The organism is Arthrobacter sp. R4-81 (assembly GCF_054792365.1).
In genome coordinates, this window is sequence record NZ_CP096445.1 from 1,550,572 (window position 1) to 1,574,339 (window position 23,768).

The window sequence follows — 23,768 nt, forward strand, 5'->3', positions numbered from 1 at the left end:
CGGCCAGGGGTGCGAATTCAGTGGGTGTCAGTGAGTCAGGAGCTTGGACAGGAAGTCCTTGGCCCGGCTGCTCTTGGGGTTCGTGAAAAATTCTTCAGGCGTTGCGTCTTCAACGATCTGGCCATCGGCCATGAAGACCACTCGATCTGCAGCCTTGCGGGCGAATCCCATTTCGTGGGTCACCACGATCATGGTCATGCCCTCCTTGGCCAGTTGGATCATGACGTCCAGGACCTCATTGATCATTTCCGGGTCAAGGGCAGAGGTGGGCTCGTCGAAAAGCATGACTTTCGGCTTCATGGCCAGAGCGCGTGCGATTGCCACACGTTGCTGCTGGCCACCGGAGAGCTGGGCCGGAAGTTTCGGTGCCTGATGACCGACGCCGACCCGTTCCAACAGCGCCATGGCTTCCTTGTCTGCCTCAGCCTTGGAAAGCCCCTTGACCTTGATGGGACCGAGGGTCACATTTTCCAGGATGGTCTTGTGGGCAAACAGGTTGAACGACTGGAAGACCATACCGACGTCGGCACGAAGGCGCGCGAGTTCTTTGCCTTCTTCCGGGAGCTTCTTCCCATCAATGGCGATCTCGCCGGTATCAATAGTTTCAAGGCGGTTAATGGCCCTGCACAGAGTGGACTTGCCGGAGCCGGAGGGCCCGATGACTACGACTACTTCGCCCTTGCGGACGTTCAGGTTGATGTCCTTGAGGACGTGCAACTGGCCGTAGTGCTTGTTGACAGCATTAAGGGAGACGAGGGCATCGCCGGGCACTTGAGTAGTCATAGGAATGAATCTAGCGAACATTGAACACTTATGACCCGAATCACTCCCACTTCCTGCAGATCGTAATTCAAGAGATACCTGCGGAGCCCGGGCGCGGGAATGCTGATCCGGAATAAGGAATCGATAAGCGGCGGACACCCCGATCCGCGCTAGCCTTGGTGGATGAGTACCGATCCGCACCCACAGCCAGTCCCGGACACCACCGGAGAATCTTTCCCAGCCCCTGAGCAGGGTGCGAACAACCATGTGGCGACGCGGCATAAAGGTCCTTTGGAGTTGCGGCGTAAACAGGCCGCCGTCGAGATGTCCGACCAGCACTTGCTGGACACCAAGGGCGCAGGCCAGTTCATCCACACTGATCCGTGGCGGGTACTGAGGATCCAAAGTGAATTCGTGGAGGGCTTCGGCGCGCTTGCAGACATCGGTCCGGCAGTCAGCGTATTCGGTTCGGCACGAACAAAACCCGGCACGTCTTACTACGATCTTGGCGTTGACGTGGGAAGGAAGCTGGCAGAAGCCGGCATTGCCGTAATTACGGGTGGCGGACCAGGATCCATGGAGGCCGCCAATAAGGGAGCAGTGCAAGGCAACGGGCTCTCAGTAGGCCTGGGGATCGAGCTCCCTTTCGAGCAGGGCCTCAACCAGTGGGTGGACCTGGGGATCAATTTCCGTTACTTCTTCGCCCGCAAGACCATGTTCGTCAAGTACGCCCAAGGATTCATTGTGCTCCCGGGAGGCCTCGGAACTCTTGATGAGCTCTTCGAAGCCATGGTTCTGGTACAGACGCGGAAGGTCACGTCTTTCCCCATCGTCCTGTTGGGAACGTCCTTCTGGGGACCGATGATCGATTGGATCCGCGGCACTCTTGTAGAGGAGGGCATGGTGTCGGAGAAGGACCTGGACCTCATCCAGGTAGTAGACGATCCCACTGATGCCGTTGACCTGGTGCTGCGTGGTTCAGTTCCGGGCGCTTCAGCCAACGGCCGGGCAAACGGCCGGCCCAACGGAGAGCAGCGGCCTGAATAGCCGTTGATCTGGCACGATGGGTGCTGTGAGCTACTTCCTGGTTTTTCTCGCCGTCGCACTGCTCGGCGTCACGGTTTTCTTCGGCACCGGCATCGGCTCAAAGTTCCGCAGCAGGAGCGCCGTCAGCAGCCTGCTTGAGGACGGCTTTGATGAGCCGGTGGCATCGCTCCCTCCGGTATTGCTGCCGGCGCACCCGAAACCCTCCGATGTGGACCACATCCGCTTTGCCCTTGGCCTGCGGGGTTACCGGATGGACCAGGTGGACCAGGTGCTGGATGAACTCCGTGACCAGCTCGCGGAGAAGGATGCCGAAATCGCCAGGCTTCGCGCCGCTCTTGGTTCCGTCCGTTCCGCTGACTCCACTGGTGCCTCCGGCTCCCCTGGCTCCGTTGGTTCCTCCGGGTCAGCGATGCGAACAATGCAGGAGGAAGGCTCTTGAGCGGTCAGGAAACGGCTCCTGGCGGGAACAGGAGCGTTATTCGTACGCGGTCCGTGAGGCCTCTCAACGAACGCATGGCTGACGCCCTTTCCGCGGCCGGCCGATGGCCCTGGTGGCTGCAGGTGGGAGCTGTATACCTGGGGGCCCGGCTGATCAGTGCTTGCATTTTCATGGCGGCGGCCCTGCACCAAGGCACTAATCCCTGGTTTCCTGCCAAGCCGGATTACTGGAACTTCATCAATATCTGGGATGCCCGTTGGTACGGCGAGGTTGCCACTAACGGCTATCCCTCCGAACTCCCCTTGAACGATTCGGGTAACGTCCAGGAGAACGCCTGGGCTTTTTATGCTCTCTTCCCGGTGCTCGGCAGGGCGCTCTCAGGCCTAACCGGGCTTCCGCCGGCTGCATCGCTGACCGTAATCGCAATGGTCGCAGGGCTTGGTGCTGCCTTGGTGACGTATCGGCTGTTCCGCCACAAGGCCTCCCATGCTGCTGCCCTGTGGGGAATTGTGTTCTTTTCCACGTTCCCCGTGGCTCCGGTGCTCCAGGTTCCTTATGCGGAGTCCTTGAACCTGCTGTTGCTGGCTTCCGCCTTGTTGCTTCTGGTCCGGCGCCGGTACCTTTTGGCCATGCCCGTAGTGCTGCTGATGTGCTTGTCCCGGCCCACGGGAGTGCCGTTCGCCGCGATGGCAGGGCTTCTTCTTTGCTACCGCCTCTGGCAGCATTTCCGGCCTGCTGAGCGGAGGGAGGGCGGTGGTCACAGCCTGGGTGAATTGTGGAGCCTGGCCGGGCTAACCCTGGTCAGTGGAGTGGGAGCCCTGATGTGGCCTGGGATCGCCTGGCTGGTGACTGGTGATATCGGGGCCTATACCAAGACTGAGACGGTCTGGCGCGGCCACGACCTCGTCCCCTTTATGCCGTGGTTCGACACAGGGATCCTGCTGTTCGGCCCCGTCCTGGGGATCCTGGCGCCCTTCGTGTTCGTGGCCGTTTTTGGCCTCGTGATGGTGACTCGGCCTGTGCGTGCACTCGGTATCGAGCTGCGCCTCTGGTGCATCTGTTACATGGGCTACCTGCTGGTGTTCCTGCATCCGCAGACCAGTACCTTCCGTATGCTCCTCCCACTGTTTCCGCTGGCACTCAGTGCCGCCCTTGTCTCGAGATCCTGCGCCTACCGGACGGTAGTAGCGATGATGTTCGTCCTCCTGCAAATTGTCTGGATAGTCTGGCTCTGGGCCTGGGCGCAGTTGCCCGGAGGCGGAGATTACCCGCCCTGACCCTTGAATCGCAGCTCTTCCCCGGCGTGTTTTGGACAGCGTGTCGAAAGTCCATCAATTAGCTGTGCGCGGTCAATTACGGGATAATAGAGGTAAGCAAGGACAAATGGCATTCGACAGTGTTCAGCCATGACGGCTGCGGTAGCGGCCGTCATAGCGGCTTGTTTGACCATGCGGACACAGCCCGTCCGGGCTGGTATGTCCTGGGACTACTGGAGGGGATATTCCTCATGGCGGCTATGAAACCACGCACCGGCGACGGCCCGATGGAAGTAACCAAAGAAGGCCGCAGCCTCATCATGCGTGTGCCGCTCGAAGGCGGAGGACGGCTTGTAGTTGAGCTCAACGCTGCGGAGGCGGCGAACCTGAAGGAATGCCTGGTGGGCGTTACCGAATAGATTCTCCGGGGCAGGACCGGTAGCCAACAGGCTGCTGGTCCTGTCCTTTTTAGTTGCCGATCGGCGCCTTGATTGGCGCGCCTATTTCTTGACGGCTACGAGCAATCCATCGCCCGTGGGCAACATGGCCGACACCAGGCGTTCGTCCTCGCGGATTGCCTTGCCAACCTGCCGCAGGACCACGGTGCTGGCATCCCGGGCGGCGGGGTTGGAGACCCGATCCTTATCCAGTGCGTCGTTGACTATAAGCAAGCCGCGTGACTTGAGCAGACGGATGGCCTGTTCGACGTAGCCGGGAAGTCCTTGCTTATCCGCATCCACAAATACAAGGTCGTAGGCAGAATCGGTCAGACGCGGGAGGACGTCGGCTGCGCGGCCGGAAATAGTGCGGGTGCGGTTTGCCGGGCTGCCGGCTTCATGGAAGGCCTCGCGTGCCGCTTTGAGGTGTTCCACATCGACGTCGATGGTGGTCAGTACCGATTGCGGTCCCAGGCCTCTGAGAATGCAGACACCGGAGACGCCGGCGCCCGTGCCTATTTCAACTGCCGTTTGCGCCTTTGACGCCGCTGCAAGCACAGTGAGGGCGGCACCCACACCGGGACCAATTGGTGTCACGCCAAGCTCGAAGGAACGTTCACGAGCGTGCAACAGCACCTCATCCTCAGCAGGCAGATCTTCTGCATAGGACCAGCTCGTGGACTTATCGGCGCTCATGGAGGATTCGCTTTCTGGGCGGCAGGGGGCGTTTGTATCAGAGTACTGTGTCTGACGCCGTAGGCCGGGAAGGTGACGGTGTGGCAGCGTTGAGAACGGCGTAGACTGCAAAGGTTCATTCGGGAATGCGGCGCTCTTGGGGAGGACTTCCCTCCAGCGCAATTGCGCCTTGGGCTGAAGCGCCTTGAATGTCAGGAAACTCCCAGCCAAATTTGACATGATAATTATCCGGTCATCCGACAGATGAACGGCACCGAATCACTGGTGTAAGAGCACAAAATCGGCGTTAGTACCCATCCACGAGGGGAGTGGACGATGTCAGCATCAGTTGTGGCACCTGTCCCTGCAGTTGAAGATTCGGGAACCCCGGCGGAAGCCGCATGGGTCAGGCCAACCTGGGAAGAAGTGGTCACCAACCACTCAGCCAAGGTTTACCGCCTTGCTTTTCGCCTGACCGGCAACAAGTACGACGCCGAGGACCTCACCCAGGAAGTGTTCGTGCGGGTGTTCCGTTCGCTGGAGAACTTCAAGCCGGGCACCCTTGATGGCTGGCTGCACCGTATCACCACCAACCTTTTCCTCGATCAGGCGAGGCGGAAGAACCGGATCCGGTTCGATGCCCTTGCCGATGACGCCGAATCCCGCTTGCCCGGACGCGAACCCGGACCGGAGCAGAGTTTTGAGTTCAACAACCTTGATCTGGATGTGCAGGCAGCTCTGGAGGAGCTGCCGCCCGACTTCAGGGCTGCTGTTGTACTCTGCGATCTTGAGGGTCTTTCCTATGACGAGGTGGCTCTGGCCCTCGGTGTGAAGCTGGGCACCGTGCGCTCCCGCATTCATCGAGGACGCACCATGTTGCGTGAGAAGCTGGCTCACCGGGATCCCCGTCCGACGCAGGGTTTGAAGCCGCGTCTTAACATGCCCCGCATCGCCGGCATCCTCTGATCGGCCTTATGGGTCGGTTACGTCATTCTGATCTGTTTCGACGGCTGGTTCAGTCCGTAAAAACCGGCATCGGCAAAAAACACGGTGCCTGCAGGGCCGCATTGGAAGCTTGCCCGGATTGCTCCACTGCCGTGCAGCGGGAGCGGCAGTACCTGGAGCGGCTCCACAGCGCGGCGGTGCCTGCCGCGCCTGATGATCTCGTTGAGCGCCTTTTGTCCAGGACGCAGGATCTTGCCATGGCTGTTCCCGAGCCGGTCTCCAGGGCGCGCTCGAGAATGAAGCTGGTTCAACTCTTGCTGGCCTGCACTGCTGCGGTGGCAGGACTCATGGGCATGGCCGCCTTCATTGTGGGAGGTGATCCGGTCCCCCAGGCGGGGACGGCCGCTGCAGGCTCCCTGACAGATCAAGGCAGCACGCTGGCCTCAGGCAGGGTGCAGGAACTGCGCAGCCAGGGATGGATTTGTCCTGATCTGTCCGGTGCAGGCTTTCATTTGGTTTCCGCCCGGACCAAGGTCGTGTCGGGGGAACCGGCGATGGAGTTGCGCCTTTCGGATGGAAAGAATTACGCGACGATTATCGAACAGCACTCCCTTCCCGCCGGAGCGTCCCCGGGGATGCCCACAGCTGTACGCGAACCTGTGAACGCGCTGACGGGGCATGCTGCTTCCGAGGACGGTTTTGCCCAGGTGACGAAGCTGGACGGTTCGGAGGCTGGCAGCCTTTGGGTCTCTTCAGGAACCCCTCAACGCGCGATCTACCAGGTCAACGGCATCACGTTCACCTATGTGACGGACCTGTCACAGCACCACGCGGAGGCCGCCTTGGCCGCGCTGACGCAGTCTGCTCCCCGCGACTCCATGAGAGGGCCGGCAACCGGGGCCGAGTCCTTGGAGGAACGTGCTGGGGGCGGGGATCTCCTGGGCCGGATTCAACGGGGGATCGGCCGCATTTTTGGTGGCATTGCCGTCTCATGACAGGCTTTCGCAGCTGTATGCTTCCCTGCCTTTCGCAGGAATCGTCACCGGGCTCCCGGAGAGGGTAATCTTCCTAAAGTGTTTGGAATCAATGGCCCGGAGTTTTTACTTCTGCTGATCATCGGTGTGATGGTGATCGGTCCCCAGCGCCTGCCCGAATACACCCAGAAACTCGCAAACCTGGTGAAGGAAGTCCGCCGGATGGCGTCCGGTGCCCGGGAACAGATCAAAGACGAAGTGGGGATCGACATCGACGATGTCGACTGGAAGAAGTACGACCCCCGGCAGTACGATCCCCGCCGCATCATCAAAGAAGCGCTGCTGGATGATGACACCAAACCTGTAAGCGCAGGCGCCCCCGGAGCAGTGGCCGGCGCTGCGGCCGCAACCGCTTCAGAATCCCGCCCCGCACGTGTTATCGAGCGTCTTGCTGACGGTGCAGCTGCGCCTTTCGACTCTGAGGCCACATAAAGGCCTGTCTGCCGCAGTAAAGTCAGCGGGGCTGCAGCCCGAGCGACAGCCCCGTTAGTCCCCGCGGTCTGGTCGCCAGTTTTCCGGCGATGCCATTCAAAGCGGATGCCGCCGCTGTCTCCGGGCGGTTGAGAACGATCGGAAGACCGGTGTCTCCGCCTTCCCGCAGAAGGATGTCCAGCGGAATCTGTCCGAGCAACGGGACTTCGGTGCCAACGGTGGCAGAGAGACGCTCGGCGAGCACTGCTCCGCCGCCGGTACCAAAGAGGTCCATCCGGCCGCCGTCGGGCATTTCCAGGTACGACATGTTTTCCACAACGCCCGCCACCGACTGTCCTGTTTGGGTTGCAATGGCGCCGGCCCGCTCAGCGACGTCGGCTGCGGCAACCTGCGGCGTGGTCACCACCAGGATCTCGGCCTTGGGCAGCAGTTGGGCTACGGAGATGGCGATATCGCCCGTTCCAGGTGGCAGGTCGAGGAACAGGGCGTCAAGGTCGCCGAAGTAGACGTCGGTGAGGAACTGTTCGAGTGCCCGGTGCAGCATAGGCCCCCGCCAGGCCACCGGCTGGTTACCGGAAACGAACATCCCGATGGAAATCACTTTGACCCCGTAGGCCACCGGCGGCAGGATCATGTCGTCCACCCGGGTGGGCGCCTGCGTGATGCCCATCAGAGCCGGAACGGAGAAGCCGTAAACGTCGGCGTCGATGATGCCCACGCGCAGTCCCTGGGCCGCGAGGGAACAGGCGAGGTTCACTGTGACAGATGATTTACCCACCCCTCCCTTGCCGCTGGCCACCGCGTAGACCTTGGTCAATGAGCCGGGCTGGTTGAAGGGGATGCCGCGCTGGCCGCCTGGGCCGCGGAGCTTCTCCTTCAGGGCATCGCGCTGCGACTGCGTCATCACCTGGAGATCAACGTCTACGCCGGATACTCCCGGGACTGCTGCCAAGGCAGCCTCGGCATCGGCCGTGATGGTTCCCCGAAGGGGACATCCGGCGATGGTCAGGAGCACTGTAAGGCGAACCAATCCTTCTTCTGAAATATCAACCCCACCCACCATGCCCAACTCCGTAATGGGTCGGCGCAGCTCGGGATCGATGACTGTGGCCAAAGCAGCCTTAACTGCCGGGACCAATGAGTTACTCATGGAGCGGTACTCAGCTTTCAGGGTGGTTGGGGCTTTCCGGCGGGTTGAGATGCGCGGGATTGCCGGAGGATTCAGGCCGGATCTTCGGAATCTGCTGGGTCCTGGGATTGCGTTGCTTCTCCCTGCGTTCCTTCAGTTTTTCGCGGACCTTTTCCTTGGGCGACTCGTGGCTGCCGGCCCCTGAGGGGTCGTGCTTCCGGAGTTCCTCCTGGGCTTCCAGAATGTCCTCCAGCAGGCTGCGGAGTTCGGCACGAACGTAGTCACGGGTAGCCACTTCACGCAAGGCAATCCGCAGCGATGCCAGCTCGCGGGTCAGGTACTCGGTATCGGACAGGTTCCGCTCGGCACGCTGGCGATCCTGTTGCAGGGACACGCGGTCCCTGTCGTCCTGCCGGTTCTGGGCCAACAACAGGAGTGGAGCCGCGTATGAGGCCTGGAGGGACAGCATCAGTGTCAGCAAGGTGTAACCAAGTGCCCGGGAGTCGAATTGCCACTCCACCGGGGCCCAGGTGTTCCAGACCAGCCAAACCACGACGAACACCGTCATGTAGACCAGGAACTGGGGAGTACCCATAAAGCGGGCGAAACCCTCAGTGGATTGGCCAAAAGCATCCGGGTTCGGTGAGAACTTGGGCAGAATCCGCTGACGCCCGCTTAAGGGCGTGTCCAGGCCGCCTGTGACGCTTTGCCTTCCGACCAGCCGGCCATTGAGCTTCCGGGGAGCGTTCTGATCAGCCAATGCGGCCTCCAAGTTTCCTTATGGGGACGTCATCCTCGTGGGCACGCCAGTCATCAGGCAACAGGTGATCAAGCACGTCATCAACAGTCACCGCCCCCACGAGCCGGCCGTCGTCATTGACCACAGGAAGCGAGTTCAGGTTGTACGTGGCGAGCGCGCGGGCAACTTCGCTGATGTGCGCCTGGTCGGACAACGGTTCGAGGTTCTTGTCCACGAGGTTGCCCAAGGGCTCCGGGGGAGGGTAGCGCAGCAACTGCTGAATGTGCACAACACCCAGGAAGCGGCCAGTGGGGGTTTCCAGCGGAGGTCTTGTAATGAAGATCGACGACGCCAAGGCCGGGGAGAGCTCTTCCCGCCGGACATGTGCCAGGGCTTCCGCGACCGTCGCTTCAGGGGGAAGGATCACGGGAACGGGAGTCATCAGGCCACCGGCAGTGTCCTCGTCGTATTCCAGCAGACGCCGGACATCCTCTGCGCCCTCCGGCTCCATCAACTGCAGCAGTTCCTCGGCCTGGGCCGTGGGCAGTTCGGCAAGGAGGTCGGCCGCGTCGTCGGGATCCATCTCCTCCAGAACGTCGGCAGCACGCTCGACGTCGAGGGCGGAGAGGATCTCCACCTGATCGCCTTCGGGCATCTCCTGCAGGACGTCAGCCAGACGTTCGTCCTGGAGTTCGCTGGCCACTTCAAAGCGGCGCTTGTCGCTCATCTCCTGCAGCGCTTCGGCGAAGTCGGCAGGCTTCAGGTCTTCGTGCGTCGCCACGAACTGGGTTGCGGCCTGCGGCTCCGTCTTGGCTACCTGCAAGGCATCTGCCCAGTCGATGATCATGGTCTCGTTGCGGCGGAGCCGGCTGAGCGGGGAAAGTGAATGGCCGCGCCGGACGAACAGCTTGCTCACAAACCAGTCACCTGAGCGGTGGCGGTCCATGGCGATGTCCTCGATAGTCGCGTCTCCGCTGCCGTCAGCCAGGGTTACCCGCCGATCGAACATCTCAGCCACCACGAGGGTCTCTGCGCCGCGCTGTTCGAAGCGGCGCAGGTTGACCAGCCCTGTGCAGATGATCTGGGTCTGGTCAATCGAGGTGATGCGTGTCATCGGAACAAAGACCCGCTTCTTCCCCGGCACTTCGACGACGATACCCACCACATGGGGGGCGCCGCGGCTGCCGCGGGAGAGCACCACGACATCGCGCAACCTGCCCAGACGGTCCCCCAGGGGGTCGAAGACGTCCAGTCCAAGTAAGCGCGCGACAAATACCCGCGAATGATTGGTGCTCACTTGTACAGGCTACCGAGTCTGCTCTCTTTTAGCTGAATTTACAGCCGCCACACATGATCATGGGCAAGAATGGGGGTATGTCAAATATTTTTGGTGCTCCTAAGTCGGGCGTTCCCGGGTCCGACGAGTCCCGCACTGTCCCCACCGGGGACACCGTCGGGTCATACAACTCCTACCTGGACGCCCAGAAGGCGGTGGACTACCTGGCCGACCAGCAGTTCCCGGTGCAGGTTGTGTCCATCGTGGGCAACGACCTGAAGATGGTGGAACGTGTTACCGGCAGGCTGAGCTACCCCAGGGTTGCATTGTCGGGTGCGCTGAGCGGCATGTGGTTCGGGCTGTTCGTTGGCGTCATGCTCTCCTTTTTCTCCCCGACGGGCGGCTACTTCTCCATCGTTGCCTCGGTCCTGATGGGTGCAGCCTTCTTTATGCTGTTCGGCATCGTCACCTATGCCATGCAGCGCGGGAAGCGTGACTTCACGTCCACCAGCCAGGTTGTGGCCACCAACTACGACGTCGTGGTTGCCGTCGAGGCCTCAGGGGAAGCCCGGCGCCTGCTGCAGCAACTGCCTATGAGGCCGTCGGACGCTTCTTCCGGCGCACCCCGCTACAACGCGCACCCGGGGCAGGCTCCGCAGCGTCCGGCCAGCTGGAATGATCCCTATGGCCAGGCACCGGGAGCCGGGCAGCAGCCCGGACAGGCCCCTGGAACGTCACAGCAAGAGCCCGGCCAGGCTGCCGGCACCCCTCAACACCAGCCCGGCCAGGCCCCTGCCATTTCACAGGAGGAAGCACAGCGGATGCCTGCCGGGACCAGGCCGGCGGCAGTGCGCTACCCGGACCTTCCCGACGGACGTCCCCAATACGGCGTCCGGGTTACTGACCCCCAGTCGGCACCGCAACCACAAGCAACCCAGCCGCAGGTACCGCAGGACAACACCGAGGGTAAGTCCTAGCCAGCCAAAGATTCAGCGCCAAAGACAGGGACGCACGAAGGCCCGTCGGAGATCTGAGCAGTCAGATTTCCGGCGGGCCTTCTTTGTCAGTTCCGGTCAGTCAGTTCGCGGGCTCGACCAAGCCCACTTCTTATGCCGACTCGGCGTCTACGTCCTGGTAGATCCCGGCCATCCAGTCCTCCACGTCATGGGACCCGCGGGGAAGGGCCGCACTGAGGTTCACAGGGCCCTCAGCTGTCATCAGGACATCGTCCTCGATGCGGACGCCGATTCCCCGATACTCCTCCGGGATGCCGAGGTCTTCATCCTTGAAGTAGAGGCCAGGCTCAATGGTGAATACCATTCCTGGAGCGAGCACACCATCCAGGTAAAGTTCCCGCTTGGCCTGCGCGCAATCGTGGACATCAAGGCCAAGGTGGTGGCTGGTGCCGTGTGGCATCCAGCGCCGGTGCTGCTGCCCCTCGGGACTGATGGCCTCCTCCACGGACACTGGGAGCAGCCCCCACTCCGCAAGCCGCTCAGCCAGTACTGTGGTGGCGGCGGTGTGGATGTCGCGGAATTTCGTTCCGGGCCGGGCGGCGGCAAATCCGGCATCTGCGGCCTCGAGGACTGCCTCATAGACCTTGCGCTGGATCTCGGAGAAAACACCGTTGGCAGGAAGGGTGCGCGTGATGTCGGCAGTGTAAAGGGACTCTGCCTCCACCCCTGCATCCAGCAGCAGGAGTTCGCCGGCGTTGATCTTGCCGGTGTTCCGGGTCCAGTGCAGCACCGTTGCATTGTTTCCGGCGGCCGCGATGGTGTCGTAGCCGAGTTCGTTGCCCTCTTCACGGGCGCGCGCAAAGAAGGCTCCCTCTACCACACGCTCGCCGCGGTGGTGAGTCAGGGCGCGGGGAAGCGATTTGACCACTTCGGTGAAGCCTTCAACGGTGGCTGCCACTGCGATTTTCATCTGCTCGACTTCCCACTCGTCCTTGAGCAGCCGCAGTTCCGACAGCGCCTCGGAAAGCTTGTCGTCCAAGGCATCCAGGACTCCAAGATCGAGCGTGTCCGGATCCTTCGCAGTGTTGTAGCGGGCGGTGTCCACAAGGGCATCGATGTTCTCGTCCACTTTGCGGACCAGCCGTACCGAAACTCCCCCGATTTCCGGAGCGCCCACATTCTTGGTGATGGCCGTCTCCAGTTCATCTATGTGTGCCGTGGCGATCCCGAGGCGGGCTTTGAATTCCGCCAGGGTGGGACGCGGCCCGATCCAGAACTCTCCCGAGCGGGAATCGGCGTAAAACTGTTCCGTGTCCCGGCCGGCCAGCGGCCGGAAGTAAAGGGTGGCGTGGTGGTGGCCGCCGTCGTCGCCCTTGCCTTCTTCAACCGGCTCCATGATCAGGACGGCGTCGGGCTCGTGGTCGACGCCAAGACCCGTCAGGTGCGCGAATGCCGAGTGCGGGCGAAAGCGGTAGTCGGTGTCGTTGGAGCGGACCTTCAAGGGCCCGGCCGGAATGACCAGGCGCTCGCCCTTGAACTGTCCGGAGATGGCATGGCGACGGGCAGCGGCATAACCCGCCACAACTTCAAGCTCATGGCTTTGCTCAGGAGCGGGGGCCCAGTTACTGGCCATAAAGGCCTTGAAGGCATCGGAACTTGGCCGTTGAGAGCGGTTGTTGACACGCTCCTCAAGTGGCTGGGCAGCAGAGTTTTGGGTGGTTTCAGCATCGTTCACGGTCCCATCGTCTCACCAGCGGACCCGGGGTTGGCAACACTGCCGTCCGTTTGTCCCGGACCGCCGAAGATGCGGCGACCGGCCGGGACCTGGTCATCTACTAGGCTGGGCTGGTGAGGATTGACCTGCATGCCCACTCGAACGTTTCCGACGGCACCCAGACCCCTGCTGTCGTGATGCAGGCGGCGGCAGCGGCAAAGCTGGACGCCATTGCCCTGACGGACCATGATTCGACCGATGGCTGGGCACAGGCCGCCGAGGCTGCCGTTGTGGCCGGGGTTGCTTTCGTGCCAGGAATTGAAATCTCGTGCCGGACGGCTAAGGGAATCAGCGTTCACCTGCTGAGCTATCTCCATGACCCCGCGCACCCTGGCCTGATGGAAGAGATCACCAAGGCAAAGGATGCGCGCCTCACCCGTGCCGAACACATGGTGACATTGCTGGCTGAGGACTATCCGCTGACCTGGGATGACGTTATTCACCATGTTGCTCCTGGCGCGACCCTGGGCCGCCCGCATATTGCAGACGCCCTGGTGGCCGCCGGAGTCGTTTCAGATCGTTCCGAGGCCTTTTCCTCGATCCTGACATCCCGTTCCCGGTATTTCGTCCAGCACTATGCGCCTGACCCCGCCATCGCCGTCGAACTGGTACGGGCTGCCGGTGGCGTACCGGTTTTCGCCCATCCGGTGGCATCAGCACGTGGCAGGATCGTGGGGGAGCAGACGTACCAGGAAATGATCGACGCAGGGCTCGCAGGGCTCGAAATCGAGCACCGGGACAATCCGGAGGAGGGCCGACGGTTTCTCCGGCGGCTGGCGGAACGCCACGATTTACTGGTGACAGGCTCCTCCGACTACCACGGGACGGGAAAGCCGAACCTGCTCGGTGAAAACCTGACGGCCCCCGAAGTGCTTGTCCGGATCGAGGAAATGGGGACAGGAAGCGCGGTAGTGCGTTCCTGACCTCAGCCTGACGCTCGCTGTTCCTGACGCTCGGCAGAGTCCGGGAGCATCTATCCCACGGTCTAAGCTTGCCCAGTGGAATGGATAGATCTTCAGTTGTTCGCGTCAGTTCTGGTGACGCTTTTTGTGATTATGGACCCGCCAGGGACGGTGCCGATCTTCATGTCCTTGACGGCGCAGATGACGGCGAAGGACCGGAACCGGTCGGCACTGCAGGCGCTTCTGGTGGCCGCGGGGGTCATCATACTTTTCGCCCTTTTCGGACAGTCAATCCTGAACTACATGCACATATCGCTCGCTGCCCTGCAGGGAGCCGGCGGGCTGCTGCTGATCCTGATCGCCCTCCAGCTGCTGACCGGTTCAACAAGCGGTGAAGAGAACGCTGCCAAGTACAAGAACGTGGCCTTTGTTCCCCTGGGGACGCCATTGATGGCAGGACCGGGAGCGATCGTTGCCGTGATGGTGTTCGTTCAGCAGTCTTCTGCCGCAGCACAGTATCTGGCTGTGGGGTTGGGAATCGCCGTCACACTGTTCTCCCTGTACCTGGCGATGCGTTTCGCCGGCTTGGTCCAACGGGCCCTTGGTGAGAACGGCGTGGAACTCGTGACCAGGATTGCAGGCCTCCTGCTGTCCGCGATCGCAGTGCAGATGATCGCGGATGCAGTCCATGCCTTTATGACGAGCTGGGCCGCCTGACGACTTCCGCCACCGGTCCCAGACGCTTGGTCATAACGTCGATGGCCGGCAGGTTCTGGTCAACGCACACAAATTTCCGGTTCAGTTTCGCAGCTACCGCGCCGAGGGTCCCGGAACCGGCGAAGAAGTCCAGGCACCAGTCGCCGGGGCGGCTGGATGCTGCTACTACGCGACGCAGTAGCCCTTCGGGTTTTTGTGTGGGGTAGCCGGTTTTTTCCTTGCCGGTGGGCGAGACGATGGTGTGCCACCAGACGTCTGTTGGCAGCTTCCCTAGTTCCCTTTTTGCCGGTGTGACCAGGCCAGGAGCCATATAGGGTTCCCTGTCCACTTCCACGCTGTCGAAGTGGTACTTCGCTGGATTTTTCACATAGACGAGGATGTTGTCGTGCTTTGTAGGCCAACGGAATTTGGCCCGTGCCCCGTAGTCGTAGGCCCAGATGATCTCGTTCAGGAAGCACTCCCGGCCGAAAATGGCATCCAGCATGACCTTGGCGTAGTGCACTTCCCGGTAGTCCAGGTGAAGATACAGGGTTCCATCGTCCGCCAAGAGCCGCCAGGCCTCCACCAGCCGCGGTTCCAGGAAGGACCAGTAGTCGCTGAAAGCGTCGTCGTAGCTGTGCAGTGCGCCTTTGATGGTGTCGTAGGACCTGCCCTTGAACCCCACACGGTCCCCGGCTCCGTCGGCGTTCACCACCATTTTCGTTTCCTGGCGTCGCTGGGAGCGGCCGGTATTGAAGGGTGGGTCTACGTAGATGAGTGTGAAGGCGCCGTCCGGCAGCGTGGGGAGGAAGATCGCGTTATCCGCGTGTACCACCAGGTTGCTGCCGTCCGGCGCCCAGACAGTGTCAGTCATTGAGGGGTTTAGGCCTCGGTGGTGCTGGACTGCGCGTCGCCGCCGGCCACCACTTCGCCGTTACGGCGGCGGGTGCGGGTCCGGGTGCGTCGGGCACGCGCCGGACGGTCCGTGTCAGCCTGTGCAGGGGCCTCAGCTGCCGCCGGGGCAGCAGCGCCGTTACCTGCTTCGTTTTCGGGGGAACGACGACGACGGTCACCTGTGCGGCCGCCGGTATCGCCGCCACTGCGCCGGCTGCCTGAACGGGCGCCGTCGCGGTTACCGGAACGTCCGCCGTCCCGGCCGCTGCCACTGTCCCGGCCGCTGCCACTGTCGCGGCCGCCGGAGCGGCTGTTCTTCTTGCCGGTTTCGCCCAGATCCTCGAGGACCTCGGCATCGACACCGGCCAGGGTCCGCTTGCTGCGGGGCAACCTTCCCTTGGTGCCCTCGGGGATGTCGAGTTCCTCGAACAGGTGAGGCGAGGACGAGTAGGTTTCCACCGGCTCCGGAACGCTTAAGCCGAGGGCCTTATTTATCAGGCCCCAACGCGGCATGTCATCCCAGTCGACAAACGTCACGGCGGTGCCCTTGTTGCCGGCGCGGCCCGTGCGTCCAACGCGGTGCAGGTAGATCTTCTCGTCTTCAACACACTGGTAGTTGATGACGTGGGTGACGTCGTCGACGTCGATGCCGCGGGCGGCGACGTCGGTGGCGACAAGGACATCTATCTTGTTGTTACGGAAAGCCCGAAGCGCCTGCTCGCGGGCCCCCTGCCCGAGGTCGCCGTGAATCGCGGCGGCCGCGAAGCCGCGGTCCACCAGTTCCTCGGCGACCTTCGCGGCGGTGCGCTTGGTCTTGGTGAAGATGATGGTACGGCCACGGCCGCGGGCCTGCAGGATGCGGGCGACGACCTCAATCTTGTCCATGCTGTGGGCGCGGTAGATCAACTGGCGGATATCGCGCTTGGTCAGGCCCTCATCTTCGGGGTCTGCAGCGCGGATGTGGGTGGGCTGAGTCATGTAGCGGCGGGCCATGGCAATGACCGGACCGGGCATGGTTGCCGAGAACAGGAGCGTTTGCCGCACTGCCGGCGTTCCTGCGATGAGGGTCTCAACGTCCGGCAGGAAGCCCAGGTCAAGCATCTCGTCAGCCTCGTCGAGGATTACCATCTTGACGTTTTTGAGGCTGAGGTGCTTCTGCTTGTAAAGGTCGATCAGGCGACCAGGCGTTCCCACAACAACCTCGACGCCCTTCTGCAGAGCGTCAACCTGGGGCTCATAAGCGCGGCCGCCATAAATGGTGACGATGCGGGCGTTCCGCTTGCGGGAGGCGTTTTGGAGGTCATTGGCCACCTGGACGGCGAGTTCGCGCGTCGGAACGATCACCAATGCCTGCGGGGCACCGGGAACGGCTAGCTTGTCGAAGCCGGGATCGTCCCTTCCCACAACGCGCTGCAGGGCAGGAATGCCGAAGCCCAGGGTTTTGCCCGTACCTGTCTTGGCCTGGCCGATGATGTCGTGGCCGGAAAGGGCCACCGGGAGCGTCATGGCCTGGATAGGGAACGGATGGGTAATCCCGGCGTCGGCGAGGGATTCGACGATGTCGGCCCGGACGTTGAAGTCGGCGAAAGACTTTTCCTCGATCTCGTGCGGTTTTTCGTCCGAGATGATGGTTTCTTCAGGCTCGATCGATTCCGTTCCGGTGTCGTCGGTCAGAAGTTGGTGCGTGTGCAATTCACTCACAGTGGAGTTTCCTTATTCATTTGGGCATAGGCGCTGCCTGCTCAACGGGGCGGTTTGATAGGCCGTTCCGGAGCACGCTCGGGCGCGCTAGCAAATCCAGTGGAAGCCGATCGCGGGCTATCTATGCTGGCACTGGTGACCAACTGGTGTGTCTCAAGATCGCGTAGGGGCGGGCTTGTTGATTCTTTAAAAGGAAGGAAATCAACGACCGGGCATCCATTACTACACCTTCAGTCTAGCTGTTGACACGAAAAGCACTGGACGCGACCCGATTTGGGTCAGTCCACGAGCTCGAGCAAGACCTCCGGGGCGGAGATGTCGCAGGCCACCAGCCGGACCCTGACGTTGGTGCCGGGTTCGAGCTCTCCCGTACACCTGGCCGTGACCGCAGGTTCTGCAATCTGCACAATCCCGGAAGGTCCGGACCCGTTCAGGCTGCCGTTGCCATTGTTGCCGTTGCCGTTGCTGCCGCCGTTGCTGCCGCCGTTGCCGCCATTACCGTTGAGTTTGCCTTGCCGGGATCCGGAGATCACAACTGCTTCGAATTCCTGCCCGATGTGGTTGACCAGGAGCGCGGCTTCAACGGTGTTCAGGGCGAGGCGTTCCATCCTGCCGGCGAGCTGGTCGGAAGCGGCCATGATGGCCGGCAGCGACGGAAGGGCCTCGCGTGCCCAGCGGGGGACGTCAAAGCCGTTGCTCAGTGCTTCACAGATGACCAGGACGAAGCGGTCCACGAGCCTGCGCAGCGGTGCTGTGGTGTGCGCATAACTGGCACCGATGGCCGATTGAATGGCGTTCTCCGGGACCGTTCCATCAAACGGGGTGTAGTTTGCTCCCCGGAACAACATCCCCGCCGAGTGCAGGATGGCCAGTTGCTTAGGATCCCGGGGATCGAGGGTGCGCAGGTATTCCCCGTAACTGAATTGACCATCCCAGGGCTTGCCAAGGGCCTGCGTCTGAGTTCGGAAATTATCGAGGGACCGCTCGTCGGGAGTGGGCATGGTCCGGAGAATGCCCACCTTGCCGTTCAGCATGAGTTTTGCGGCTGCCATGCCTGTCATCAGGGAAATCTGGGCGTTCCAGTCCTCAACCGGAAGCTGGGGTGTTGCAATGATCCGGTAGCCGCCGTCCGGAAGCTGTTGGATTTCCTGTTCGGGCATGTTCAGGCTTGCACCCTCTCTGCCCCGCTCCAGCTCGACCCGCTTGATCCCCACTTCCTTGAGCAGCTGCAACACGAGTGGCGCGGTTCCTGCATCAAGCTGTGTCTGGGCCTGCCTGTAGCTGAGCTTCGCCCGGCTCCGGACCGTCGCCCGGCGCACGGCAACCTTTGACACTTCTGCCGCCCGGTCGAGATCGAATTCCCAAACGAACGCCGAGCACAGCTGACCTTCCAACAGGCTGCCGGCCTGCTCGCTGATCACTTCGGGATGCAACGGGATGCGACCGTCGGGCGCGTAGAACGTCTGCCCCCGCCGTCGGGTTTCGGCGTCCAAGGGGCCGCCCGGCTCCACAAAGGAGGGCACGTCGGCGATGGCGTAGTAGACCTTGTAACCGTCACCGGCCCTGTCTATAAAAACAGCCTGGTCAAGGTCGGTGGAGGACGCCGGGTCAATGGTGATGAACTCGATGGCCGTGAGATCCAGGTCCGGAAGGCGGTGGTCCGCAACGGCCTTTTCAGCTTCTTTGAGGGCCTCGTCCGGGAAGGCGCCGGGCAGCTCCAGGCGGGTGCGCAGAGCACTGAGCGCCGCGGCCAGCTGGTTGCTCTGAGCGTGAACACTGGGAGCCAGACGATGATGTGACACGAAAATCAGGTTAGCCCGATTTGCGCCATTAGTCTTGGATCATGAGCACTTCCCCCACAGACAACGCTCGCCGGGACCGTTTCCTTGCGGACCTCCTGGGAGTCATGGCCTATGGGGAGCTTTCCGCCTTTGAGAGATACTCTGCGGACGCCCGTTACTCGCCCACCCTCCATGACCGGGCCGTTATGGGCAGGATCGCTGTGCTGGAATTCCAGCACTATGAACTGGTAAGTGCCAGGCTTGCAGGGTTGGGTGTTGATGCCGAGGAAGCCATGCTGCCATTCCAGCCCGCCATCGACCATTTCCACGATCGTACGCGCCCGGCGGACTGGTACGAGTCCCTGATGAAGGCGTACGTGATTGACACTGTTTCGGCTGATTTCTACTTTGCGGTGTCCGAGTACGTCGAGCCGGAAAGCAGGCAGCTGATCCGGCAGGTCCAGTCAGCCGAGGATGTCACGGAGATTCTTCGTGTACGGCTCAAGAAAGCGTTGTCTGATGATCCCAGGTTGGCGTCGAGGCTGGCCTTGTGGGGGAGGCGGTTGCTGGGGGAGGCTCTCACCCAGGCGCAGCGGGTGGGCTTCGAGCGTGCTTTCCTGTCGGGCCTCATAGCCAGCCAAGGTAATGACCCACCCGGGTCAGACTCAGGAGTGGGAAACGTCCGGGACGACGCCGAGGCCAAACTCATGGTTGTTGATTTGATGAAGGAGCTGGCGGGGAACCACTCCCGGCGCATGACGCAATTGGGCCTGACAGGCTAGCCAATCGGCTTCGGATGGTGAGACAGCTCGGTTGATCAGACCGTAAAGCCCGGGTCAGGCTCCGGCGTCGAGCACTTGCAGGATGGCCTTGGCTGCGGCCGCAGGATCGTCTGCCTCTGTAATGGCCCGGACCACCACTACACGCGAGGCGCCGGCGGCCACCACCTGCTCCACATTGGCGAGGTCGATGCCGCCGATTGCGAACCAGGGCAGGAGTATGCCGTCGACAGTCATTCGGTCTGCCGCCCTGATGGCGTCAGCCGCATAAGTGACGAGTTCAAGCCCGACGGCGGTCCGTCCGGGTTTAGTGGGAGTGGACCAGACCGGCCCGACACAGAAGTAATCCAGGCCGCTTCGCCCCGGTGATGCGGCAATAGCGGCATCAACCTCCCCCGGGGTATGAGTGGAAAGGCCGATCACTGTTTCACTGCCGACGAACGTCCTTGCCGAGTGCAGCGGGAGGTCCTTCTGGCCAAGGTGCAAGACGGGAGCGCCGGACAGGGACGCGATGTCTGCCCTGTCATTGACCGCCCACAGCCGCCCATGCCGCTGGGCCGCGGCCTGCAGGACTTCCAGCAGCTCCAGTTCCTCCGCAGCCTCCAGTTGCTTGTCCCGCAACTGGATGATGTCAACGCCCCCTGCGTAGGCGGCGTCGATGAAGTCCTCAAAGTCCCCCCGGCCCTGGCGGGAGTCGGTGCAGAGGTAGAGGCGGGCGGTGGTGTGGACGGCAGGCTCGGTCATGGCACCAGCCTAGTTCCTCTAAACTGGGGGAGTACCGCGGGAGCCCGCAGCAGCTGTCATAAACTGCCGGGCTGAGAGGGCGTCAGAGCCGACCGCTTGACCTGATCCGGTTAGTACCGGCGTAGGGAAGGAATCCAGTGCTCTCCCACTCAGCACTCTCTCCATCATCCAGCGACACAACGTCCACCGGCTCAATGCATGAGACCGTCTCCGGCACGGATATCAGCGTGGATGTGGCAGTCATTGGCGGCGGAGTGGTGGGCCATGCCATCGCCTGGGAAGCTGCACTGAGTGGGCGCTCCGTGGTCCTGATTGACGATGCCCCCGGTACCGGCGCGAGCTGGGCCGCCGCCGGGATGCTGGCCCCGGTAAGTGAATTGCACTACCAGGAGGAAGACCTGCTGGAACTCATGCTCGAGGCCTCAGCCCTCTGGCCTGCGTTCGCAGCCGGACTTGCCCCTGCCATCGACAGCCGTGTCAACGGACCCTCTGAAGCGGAGGCATCTGGTACCGGATACGTCACCACACCCACGCTCGTCATCGGCGCTGATGCTGCAGACCGCCGGGCGCTCGAGGATCTGAGGCGGGTGCAGGCAGCGAACGGGCTCACAGTGGAGCCACTGACAGTTCGTGAAGCACGCTCCATTGAGCCGCTGCTCAGTCCCGCCGTCTCCGGTGCCTACCGGATCGCCGCCGATCATCAGGTGGACCCTCGAAGGCTCCTTGCCCGGATCGCCGAAGCTCTGGCCGATCCCCAGCGTTCCGGGGGAACCTGCGAAATGCTCCCGGCGAGGGCCGCCCGCCTGCGATGGGATGGTGACCGCGTAGCCGGCGTCGTCCTGGACAACGGAAGAGCCATCCATGCCGGCGAGACTGTCCTGGCCAGCGGACTTGGAACAGGAAAACTGGACGGCCTTCCGCCGGGACTCGATCTTCCCTTGCGGCCTGTCTACGGGGATATCATCAGGCTCCGCGTCCCGGGTCACCTCCAGCCGCTCCTGACCTCAACGGTCCGGGGGATGGTTCATGGCGTGCCGGTGTACATCGTTCCAAGGGACGACGGGACTGTGGTGATCGGAGCCACGCAACGGGAAGCAGCCCTGGAAGCAGGTGCAGCAGACGCAGCGGTCTCCGCCGGAGGTATTTACCAGTTGTTGCGCGACGCGCAGGTACTTCTCCCCGCAGTGGCCGAACTGGAGCTGCTTGAATGCACCGCCCGCGGCCGGCCCGGCACCCCTGACAATGCGCCGCTGCTGGGCAGGGTACGGGACCGCACAGGTGACGCTGACCTCTTGGGCCTCATTGTGGCGACAGGATTCTTCCGCCATGGCATACTTCTGGCTCCGGCGGCCGCATCAATCTGCCTGCAGCTGATGGAGGGCCGGTCTGATTCCCGGTGGGCAGTTTTCGAACCCGGACGATTCTCCTCAGGCTCCTCCGCCGGTCATGTCCGGCGTCACCCCGATCCGGCAACAGCCGGTACCTCTCCGCAGTAAGGAACAGCATGAACATCACCCTCAATGGCGCGGAGCGTGCCATCGACGACGGAGCCTCGGTCACCACGCTGGTAGCCCTGGTTACAGGTAAGAGCCTTGGCCCCGACGGCCAGGCAGCTGACGGTCAGAAACTTGGCGTTGCAGTTGCCCGCAACTCCGAAGTGGTTCCGCGGAGCCGCTGGTCACTGACGGCGCTCGCTGACGGCGACGACGTCGAACTGGTCACCGCAGTACAGGGAGGCTAGGCAAATGCATGAAGGCCCTACTCCAACAGGAAACGCAGGAAACATGATGGTAGCCACCACTTCCAGTCCGGCATACAAGGCGACCGACGAGCTGACCATAGACGGGGTCGATTTCAGTTCAAGGCTCATCATGGGAACCGGTGGGGCTCCAAGCCTTGACGGGCTCGGCGCCGCGCTGCTGGCCTCCGGGACGGAACTGACAACAGTTGCAATGCGCCGGTACTCACCGGCGCAAACGGGTTCCCTCTTCCAGCTCCTCGTGGAGCACAACATCCGGGTGCTGCCGAACACAGCGGGCTGCTTCACCGCCAGGGACGCAGTCATGACCGCCGAACTGGCCCGTGAGGCGCTTGAGACGGACTGGGTCAAACTGGAGGTCATCGCCGACGAACATACCCTCCTGCCCGACGCCGTGGAACTGGTCGAAGCGACCGAGCAGCTGGTTAACCGGGGATTCAAAGTATTTGCCTATACCAATGACGACCCCGTGCTGGCATTGCGCCTGGAAAACCTCGGTGCCGTCGCAGTGATGCCTTTGGGCTCGCCCATCGGGACCGGCCTGGGCATCCTGAACCCCCACAATATAGAGCTGATCGTTGCCAGGGCCTCTGTCCCGGTAGTGCTCGACGCCGGAATCGGTACCGCCTCGGATGCCGCCCTGGCCATGGAGCTCGGCTGTGACGCCGTATTGTTGGCTACCGCCGTCACGCGGGCCCAGAACCCGGTCCAAATGGGCGAGGCCTTCAAACACGCCGTCATCGCCGGTAGGCTGGCGAAAACCGCCGGCCGGATTCCGCGCCGTGAGCACGCCTTGGCGTCATCTGCCATGGAAGGCCGGGCCGAGTTCCTCTAGCCCGTCCTTCCGGGCACGGTTGCCTGGTTCAGCTTTCCGGGCCGGCCGACGGCGGACCTGTTCGCCTGCTATCAGTTCCAGGAGGGCGTCATGCCTGAACCAGTCGTACCTGAAAAAGCAGCCGTACTGACCCGGCCGCAGATTGACGAAGCGCTTGCCGGGCTACCGGACTGGCGTTACCGCCTCGGGGGCCTGGTGACCGTCTACAAATTGCCGGCGGCCGCCAAAGCGCTGGACCTCATTGCCGCCGTCGGACGTTTGGCAGAAGAACAGGACCATCACCCTGACCTCGATTGGCGGTTCAACAGGGTGTTCATCCGCTTTACGTCCCATGACGCGGGATCGGAAGTCACCCGACGGGACATTACCGCCGCGACGTCGGTGAGCGCAGAGGCGGAAGCGGCAGGCGCAACTGCTGAACCAGGCCTCTACAGAACTATCGAAATCGCCATAGACTCAGCCGATCCCGCCGAAATCTCAGAGGTGTGGCGCGTTGCCCTCGGGTACAAAAAGGGCCGCTACGGGGACCTGGTGGACCCGTATGGAAGGGGGCCCGGCCTCTGGTTCCAGAACACGTCCACGCCAAATCCCAACCGCCTTCACCTGGATGTCCACCGGAGCAAGCAGGAGTCCGGCCCTGCGCTGGAGAAGACCGCCGGCACAGGCGCCCTGATGGACTACGGCCACGCCCCTCATTGGGTTGTTGTGACTGACGCCCAAGGCAACCGGTTGTGCCTGTGCACCGAAGAAGGCCACGAGCCGGACCTGTGAGGACC

25 protein-coding genes and 1 riboswitch are annotated in these 23,768 nt (G+C 62.3%); of the genes, 15 read left to right on the forward strand and 10 right to left on the reverse strand.

Annotated features, from left to right (window positions below; translation table 11 throughout):
- Positions 1 to 27: 27 nt before the first annotated feature.
- Positions 28 to 783, reverse strand: coding sequence for an amino acid ABC transporter ATP-binding protein (locus M1E05_RS07295; protein WP_461164869.1), 756 nt, complete (start codon positions 781 to 783; stop codon positions 28 to 30).
- Positions 784 to 945: 162 nt separating this feature from the next.
- Between M1E05_RS07295 and M1E05_RS07300 the strand changes: the two genes are divergently transcribed.
- From M1E05_RS07300 to M1E05_RS07315, 4 genes are all read left to right on the forward strand, one after another.
- The gene (locus M1E05_RS07300; protein WP_461164870.1) at positions 946 to 1,809 is read left to right on the forward strand and encodes an LOG family protein; all 864 of its coding nucleotides are present in this window, start codon (positions 946 to 948) and stop codon (positions 1,807 to 1,809) included.
- A 16-nt stretch (positions 1,810 to 1,825) separates the two neighbouring features.
- Entirely contained in the window at positions 1,826 to 2,248 is a 423-nt protein-coding gene (locus tag M1E05_RS07305; protein ID WP_461164871.1) for a DivIVA domain-containing protein, read from the forward strand.
- 74 nt (positions 2,249 to 2,322) lie between these two features.
- Positions 2,323 to 3,525, forward strand: a complete 1,203-nt coding sequence (locus M1E05_RS07310) for a hypothetical protein (RefSeq protein WP_461164872.1) — start codon at positions 2,323 to 2,325, stop codon at positions 3,523 to 3,525.
- A gap of 230 nt (positions 3,526 to 3,755) precedes the next feature.
- Positions 3,756 to 3,923, forward strand: a complete 168-nt coding sequence (locus M1E05_RS07315) for a DUF3117 domain-containing protein (protein ID WP_009357720.1) — start codon at positions 3,756 to 3,758, stop codon at positions 3,921 to 3,923.
- 81 nt (positions 3,924 to 4,004) lie between these two features.
- Here the strand turns inward: M1E05_RS07315 and M1E05_RS07320 are convergent, their stop codons facing one another.
- On the reverse strand, positions 4,005 to 4,637 hold the full coding sequence (locus tag M1E05_RS07320) for an O-methyltransferase (protein ID WP_461164873.1): 633 nt from the start codon (positions 4,635 to 4,637) through the stop codon (positions 4,005 to 4,007).
- Positions 4,638 to 4,952: 315 nt separating this feature from the next.
- Here M1E05_RS07320 and sigE point away from each other — a divergent pair, with 315 nt between their 5' ends.
- The 3 genes from sigE to M1E05_RS07335 all read left to right on the forward strand — a co-directional run bounded on the left by sigE (position 4,953) and on the right by M1E05_RS07335 (position 7,027).
- Positions 4,953 to 5,582: an RNA polymerase sigma factor SigE gene (gene sigE / locus M1E05_RS07325; protein ID WP_458111488.1), complete on the forward strand. Its 630-nt coding sequence runs from the start codon at positions 4,953 to 4,955 to the stop codon at positions 5,580 to 5,582.
- A gap of 236 nt (positions 5,583 to 5,818) precedes the next feature.
- Positions 5,819 to 6,556: a hypothetical protein gene (locus M1E05_RS07330; RefSeq protein ID WP_461164874.1), complete on the forward strand. Its 738-nt coding sequence runs from the start codon at positions 5,819 to 5,821 to the stop codon at positions 6,554 to 6,556.
- Between the two features lie 78 nt (positions 6,557 to 6,634).
- The gene (locus M1E05_RS07335) at positions 6,635 to 7,027 is read left to right on the forward strand and encodes a Sec-independent protein translocase family protein (RefSeq protein ID WP_458111486.1); all 393 of its coding nucleotides are present in this window, start codon (positions 6,635 to 6,637) and stop codon (positions 7,025 to 7,027) included.
- Positions 7,028 to 7,049: 22 nt separating this feature from the next.
- Here M1E05_RS07335 and M1E05_RS07340 read toward each other — a convergent pair whose 3' ends face one another.
- From M1E05_RS07340 to M1E05_RS07350, 3 genes are read right to left on the reverse strand one after another with little or no spacing between them, the layout of a single operon-like run.
- Positions 7,050 to 8,177: an Mrp/NBP35 family ATP-binding protein gene (locus tag M1E05_RS07340; RefSeq protein ID WP_461164875.1), complete on the reverse strand. Its 1,128-nt coding sequence runs from the start codon at positions 8,175 to 8,177 to the stop codon at positions 7,050 to 7,052.
- Positions 8,178 to 8,187: 10 nt separating this feature from the next.
- Positions 8,188 to 8,928, reverse strand: coding sequence for a DUF1003 domain-containing protein (locus M1E05_RS07345; RefSeq protein WP_458111484.1), 741 nt, complete (start codon positions 8,926 to 8,928; stop codon positions 8,188 to 8,190).
- Positions 8,909 to 10,192, reverse strand: coding sequence for a magnesium transporter MgtE N-terminal domain-containing protein (locus tag M1E05_RS07350; protein WP_309105922.1), 1,284 nt, complete (start codon positions 10,190 to 10,192; stop codon positions 8,909 to 8,911). The genes M1E05_RS07345 and M1E05_RS07350 overlap by 20 nt, the downstream gene beginning before the upstream one ends.
- Before the next feature lie 77 nt (positions 10,193 to 10,269).
- On the opposite strand from M1E05_RS07350, the gene M1E05_RS07355 reads away from it, so the two are divergent.
- The gene (locus M1E05_RS07355) at positions 10,270 to 11,148 is read left to right on the forward strand and encodes a YflT domain-containing protein (RefSeq protein WP_461164876.1); all 879 of its coding nucleotides are present in this window, start codon (positions 10,270 to 10,272) and stop codon (positions 11,146 to 11,148) included.
- 130 nt (positions 11,149 to 11,278) lie between these two features.
- Here M1E05_RS07355 and M1E05_RS07360 read toward each other — a convergent pair whose 3' ends face one another.
- Complete coding sequence (locus M1E05_RS07360) at positions 11,279 to 12,862, reverse strand: aminopeptidase P family protein (protein ID WP_458111482.1); 1,584 nt, start codon at positions 12,860 to 12,862, stop codon at positions 11,279 to 11,281.
- A 113-nt stretch (positions 12,863 to 12,975) separates the two neighbouring features.
- Between M1E05_RS07360 and M1E05_RS07365 the strand changes: the two genes are divergently transcribed.
- On the forward strand, positions 12,976 to 13,824 hold the full coding sequence (locus tag M1E05_RS07365; RefSeq protein ID WP_461164877.1) for a PHP domain-containing protein: 849 nt from the start codon (positions 12,976 to 12,978) through the stop codon (positions 13,822 to 13,824).
- An 84-nt stretch (positions 13,825 to 13,908) separates the two neighbouring features.
- On the forward strand, positions 13,909 to 14,520 hold the full coding sequence (locus tag M1E05_RS07370; RefSeq protein ID WP_461165207.1) for a MarC family protein: 612 nt from the start codon (positions 13,909 to 13,911) through the stop codon (positions 14,518 to 14,520).
- Here M1E05_RS07370 and M1E05_RS07375 read toward each other — a convergent pair.
- The 3 genes from M1E05_RS07375 to M1E05_RS07385 all read right to left on the reverse strand — a co-directional run bounded on the left by M1E05_RS07375 (position 14,498) and on the right by M1E05_RS07385 (position 18,896).
- Positions 14,498 to 15,373 (reverse strand): DNA-methyltransferase, encoded by an 876-nt coding sequence (locus M1E05_RS07375; protein ID WP_458111480.1) that lies wholly within the window; start codon positions 15,371 to 15,373, stop codon positions 14,498 to 14,500. The two genes, M1E05_RS07370 and M1E05_RS07375, sit on opposite strands and share 23 nt — an antisense overlap.
- Before the next feature lie 8 nt (positions 15,374 to 15,381).
- Positions 15,382 to 17,094 (reverse strand): DEAD/DEAH box helicase, encoded by a 1,713-nt coding sequence (locus M1E05_RS07380; RefSeq protein WP_458111479.1) that lies wholly within the window; start codon positions 17,092 to 17,094, stop codon positions 15,382 to 15,384.
- 278 nt (positions 17,095 to 17,372) lie between these two features.
- A complete protein-coding gene (locus M1E05_RS07385; RefSeq protein WP_461164878.1) occupies positions 17,373 to 18,896 on the reverse strand; it encodes an RNB domain-containing ribonuclease in 1,524 nt (507 codons plus the stop codon).
- A 41-nt stretch (positions 18,897 to 18,937) separates the two neighbouring features.
- Here M1E05_RS07385 and M1E05_RS07390 point away from each other — a divergent pair, with 41 nt between their 5' ends.
- Entirely contained in the window at positions 18,938 to 19,657 is a 720-nt protein-coding gene (locus M1E05_RS07390; protein ID WP_461164879.1) for a ferritin-like fold-containing protein, read from the forward strand.
- Between the two features lie 54 nt (positions 19,658 to 19,711).
- Here M1E05_RS07390 and thiE read toward each other — a convergent pair whose 3' ends face one another.
- Positions 19,712 to 20,398 carry a thiamine phosphate synthase gene (gene thiE, locus M1E05_RS07395; RefSeq protein ID WP_458111476.1) on the reverse strand — a complete coding sequence of 229 codons (687 nt, stop codon included), beginning with the start codon at positions 20,396 to 20,398 and terminating at the stop codon, positions 19,712 to 19,714.
- 26 nt (positions 20,399 to 20,424) lie between these two features.
- Positions 20,425 to 20,544, forward strand: a riboswitch (TPP riboswitch).
- A gap of 48 nt (positions 20,545 to 20,592) precedes the next feature.
- Between thiE and thiO the strand changes: the two genes are divergently transcribed.
- The 4 genes from thiO to M1E05_RS07415 all read left to right on the forward strand — a co-directional run bounded on the left by thiO (position 20,593) and on the right by M1E05_RS07415 (position 23,763).
- Positions 20,593 to 21,894, forward strand: a complete 1,302-nt coding sequence (thiO, locus tag M1E05_RS07400) for a glycine oxidase ThiO (protein WP_461165208.1) — start codon at positions 20,593 to 20,595, stop codon at positions 21,892 to 21,894.
- Between the two features lie 8 nt (positions 21,895 to 21,902).
- Positions 21,903 to 22,139 carry a sulfur carrier protein ThiS gene (gene thiS / locus M1E05_RS07405; protein ID WP_309105931.1) on the forward strand — a complete coding sequence of 79 codons (237 nt, stop codon included), beginning with the start codon at positions 21,903 to 21,905 and terminating at the stop codon, positions 22,137 to 22,139.
- 43 nt (positions 22,140 to 22,182) lie between these two features.
- Positions 22,183 to 22,992, forward strand: a complete 810-nt coding sequence (locus tag M1E05_RS07410; protein ID WP_461164880.1) for a thiazole synthase — start codon at positions 22,183 to 22,185, stop codon at positions 22,990 to 22,992.
- A 90-nt stretch (positions 22,993 to 23,082) separates the two neighbouring features.
- Positions 23,083 to 23,763, forward strand: a complete 681-nt coding sequence (locus tag M1E05_RS07415) for a 4a-hydroxytetrahydrobiopterin dehydratase (RefSeq protein WP_461164881.1) — start codon at positions 23,083 to 23,085, stop codon at positions 23,761 to 23,763.
- The last annotated feature ends 5 nt before the right edge of the window (positions 23,764 to 23,768 follow it).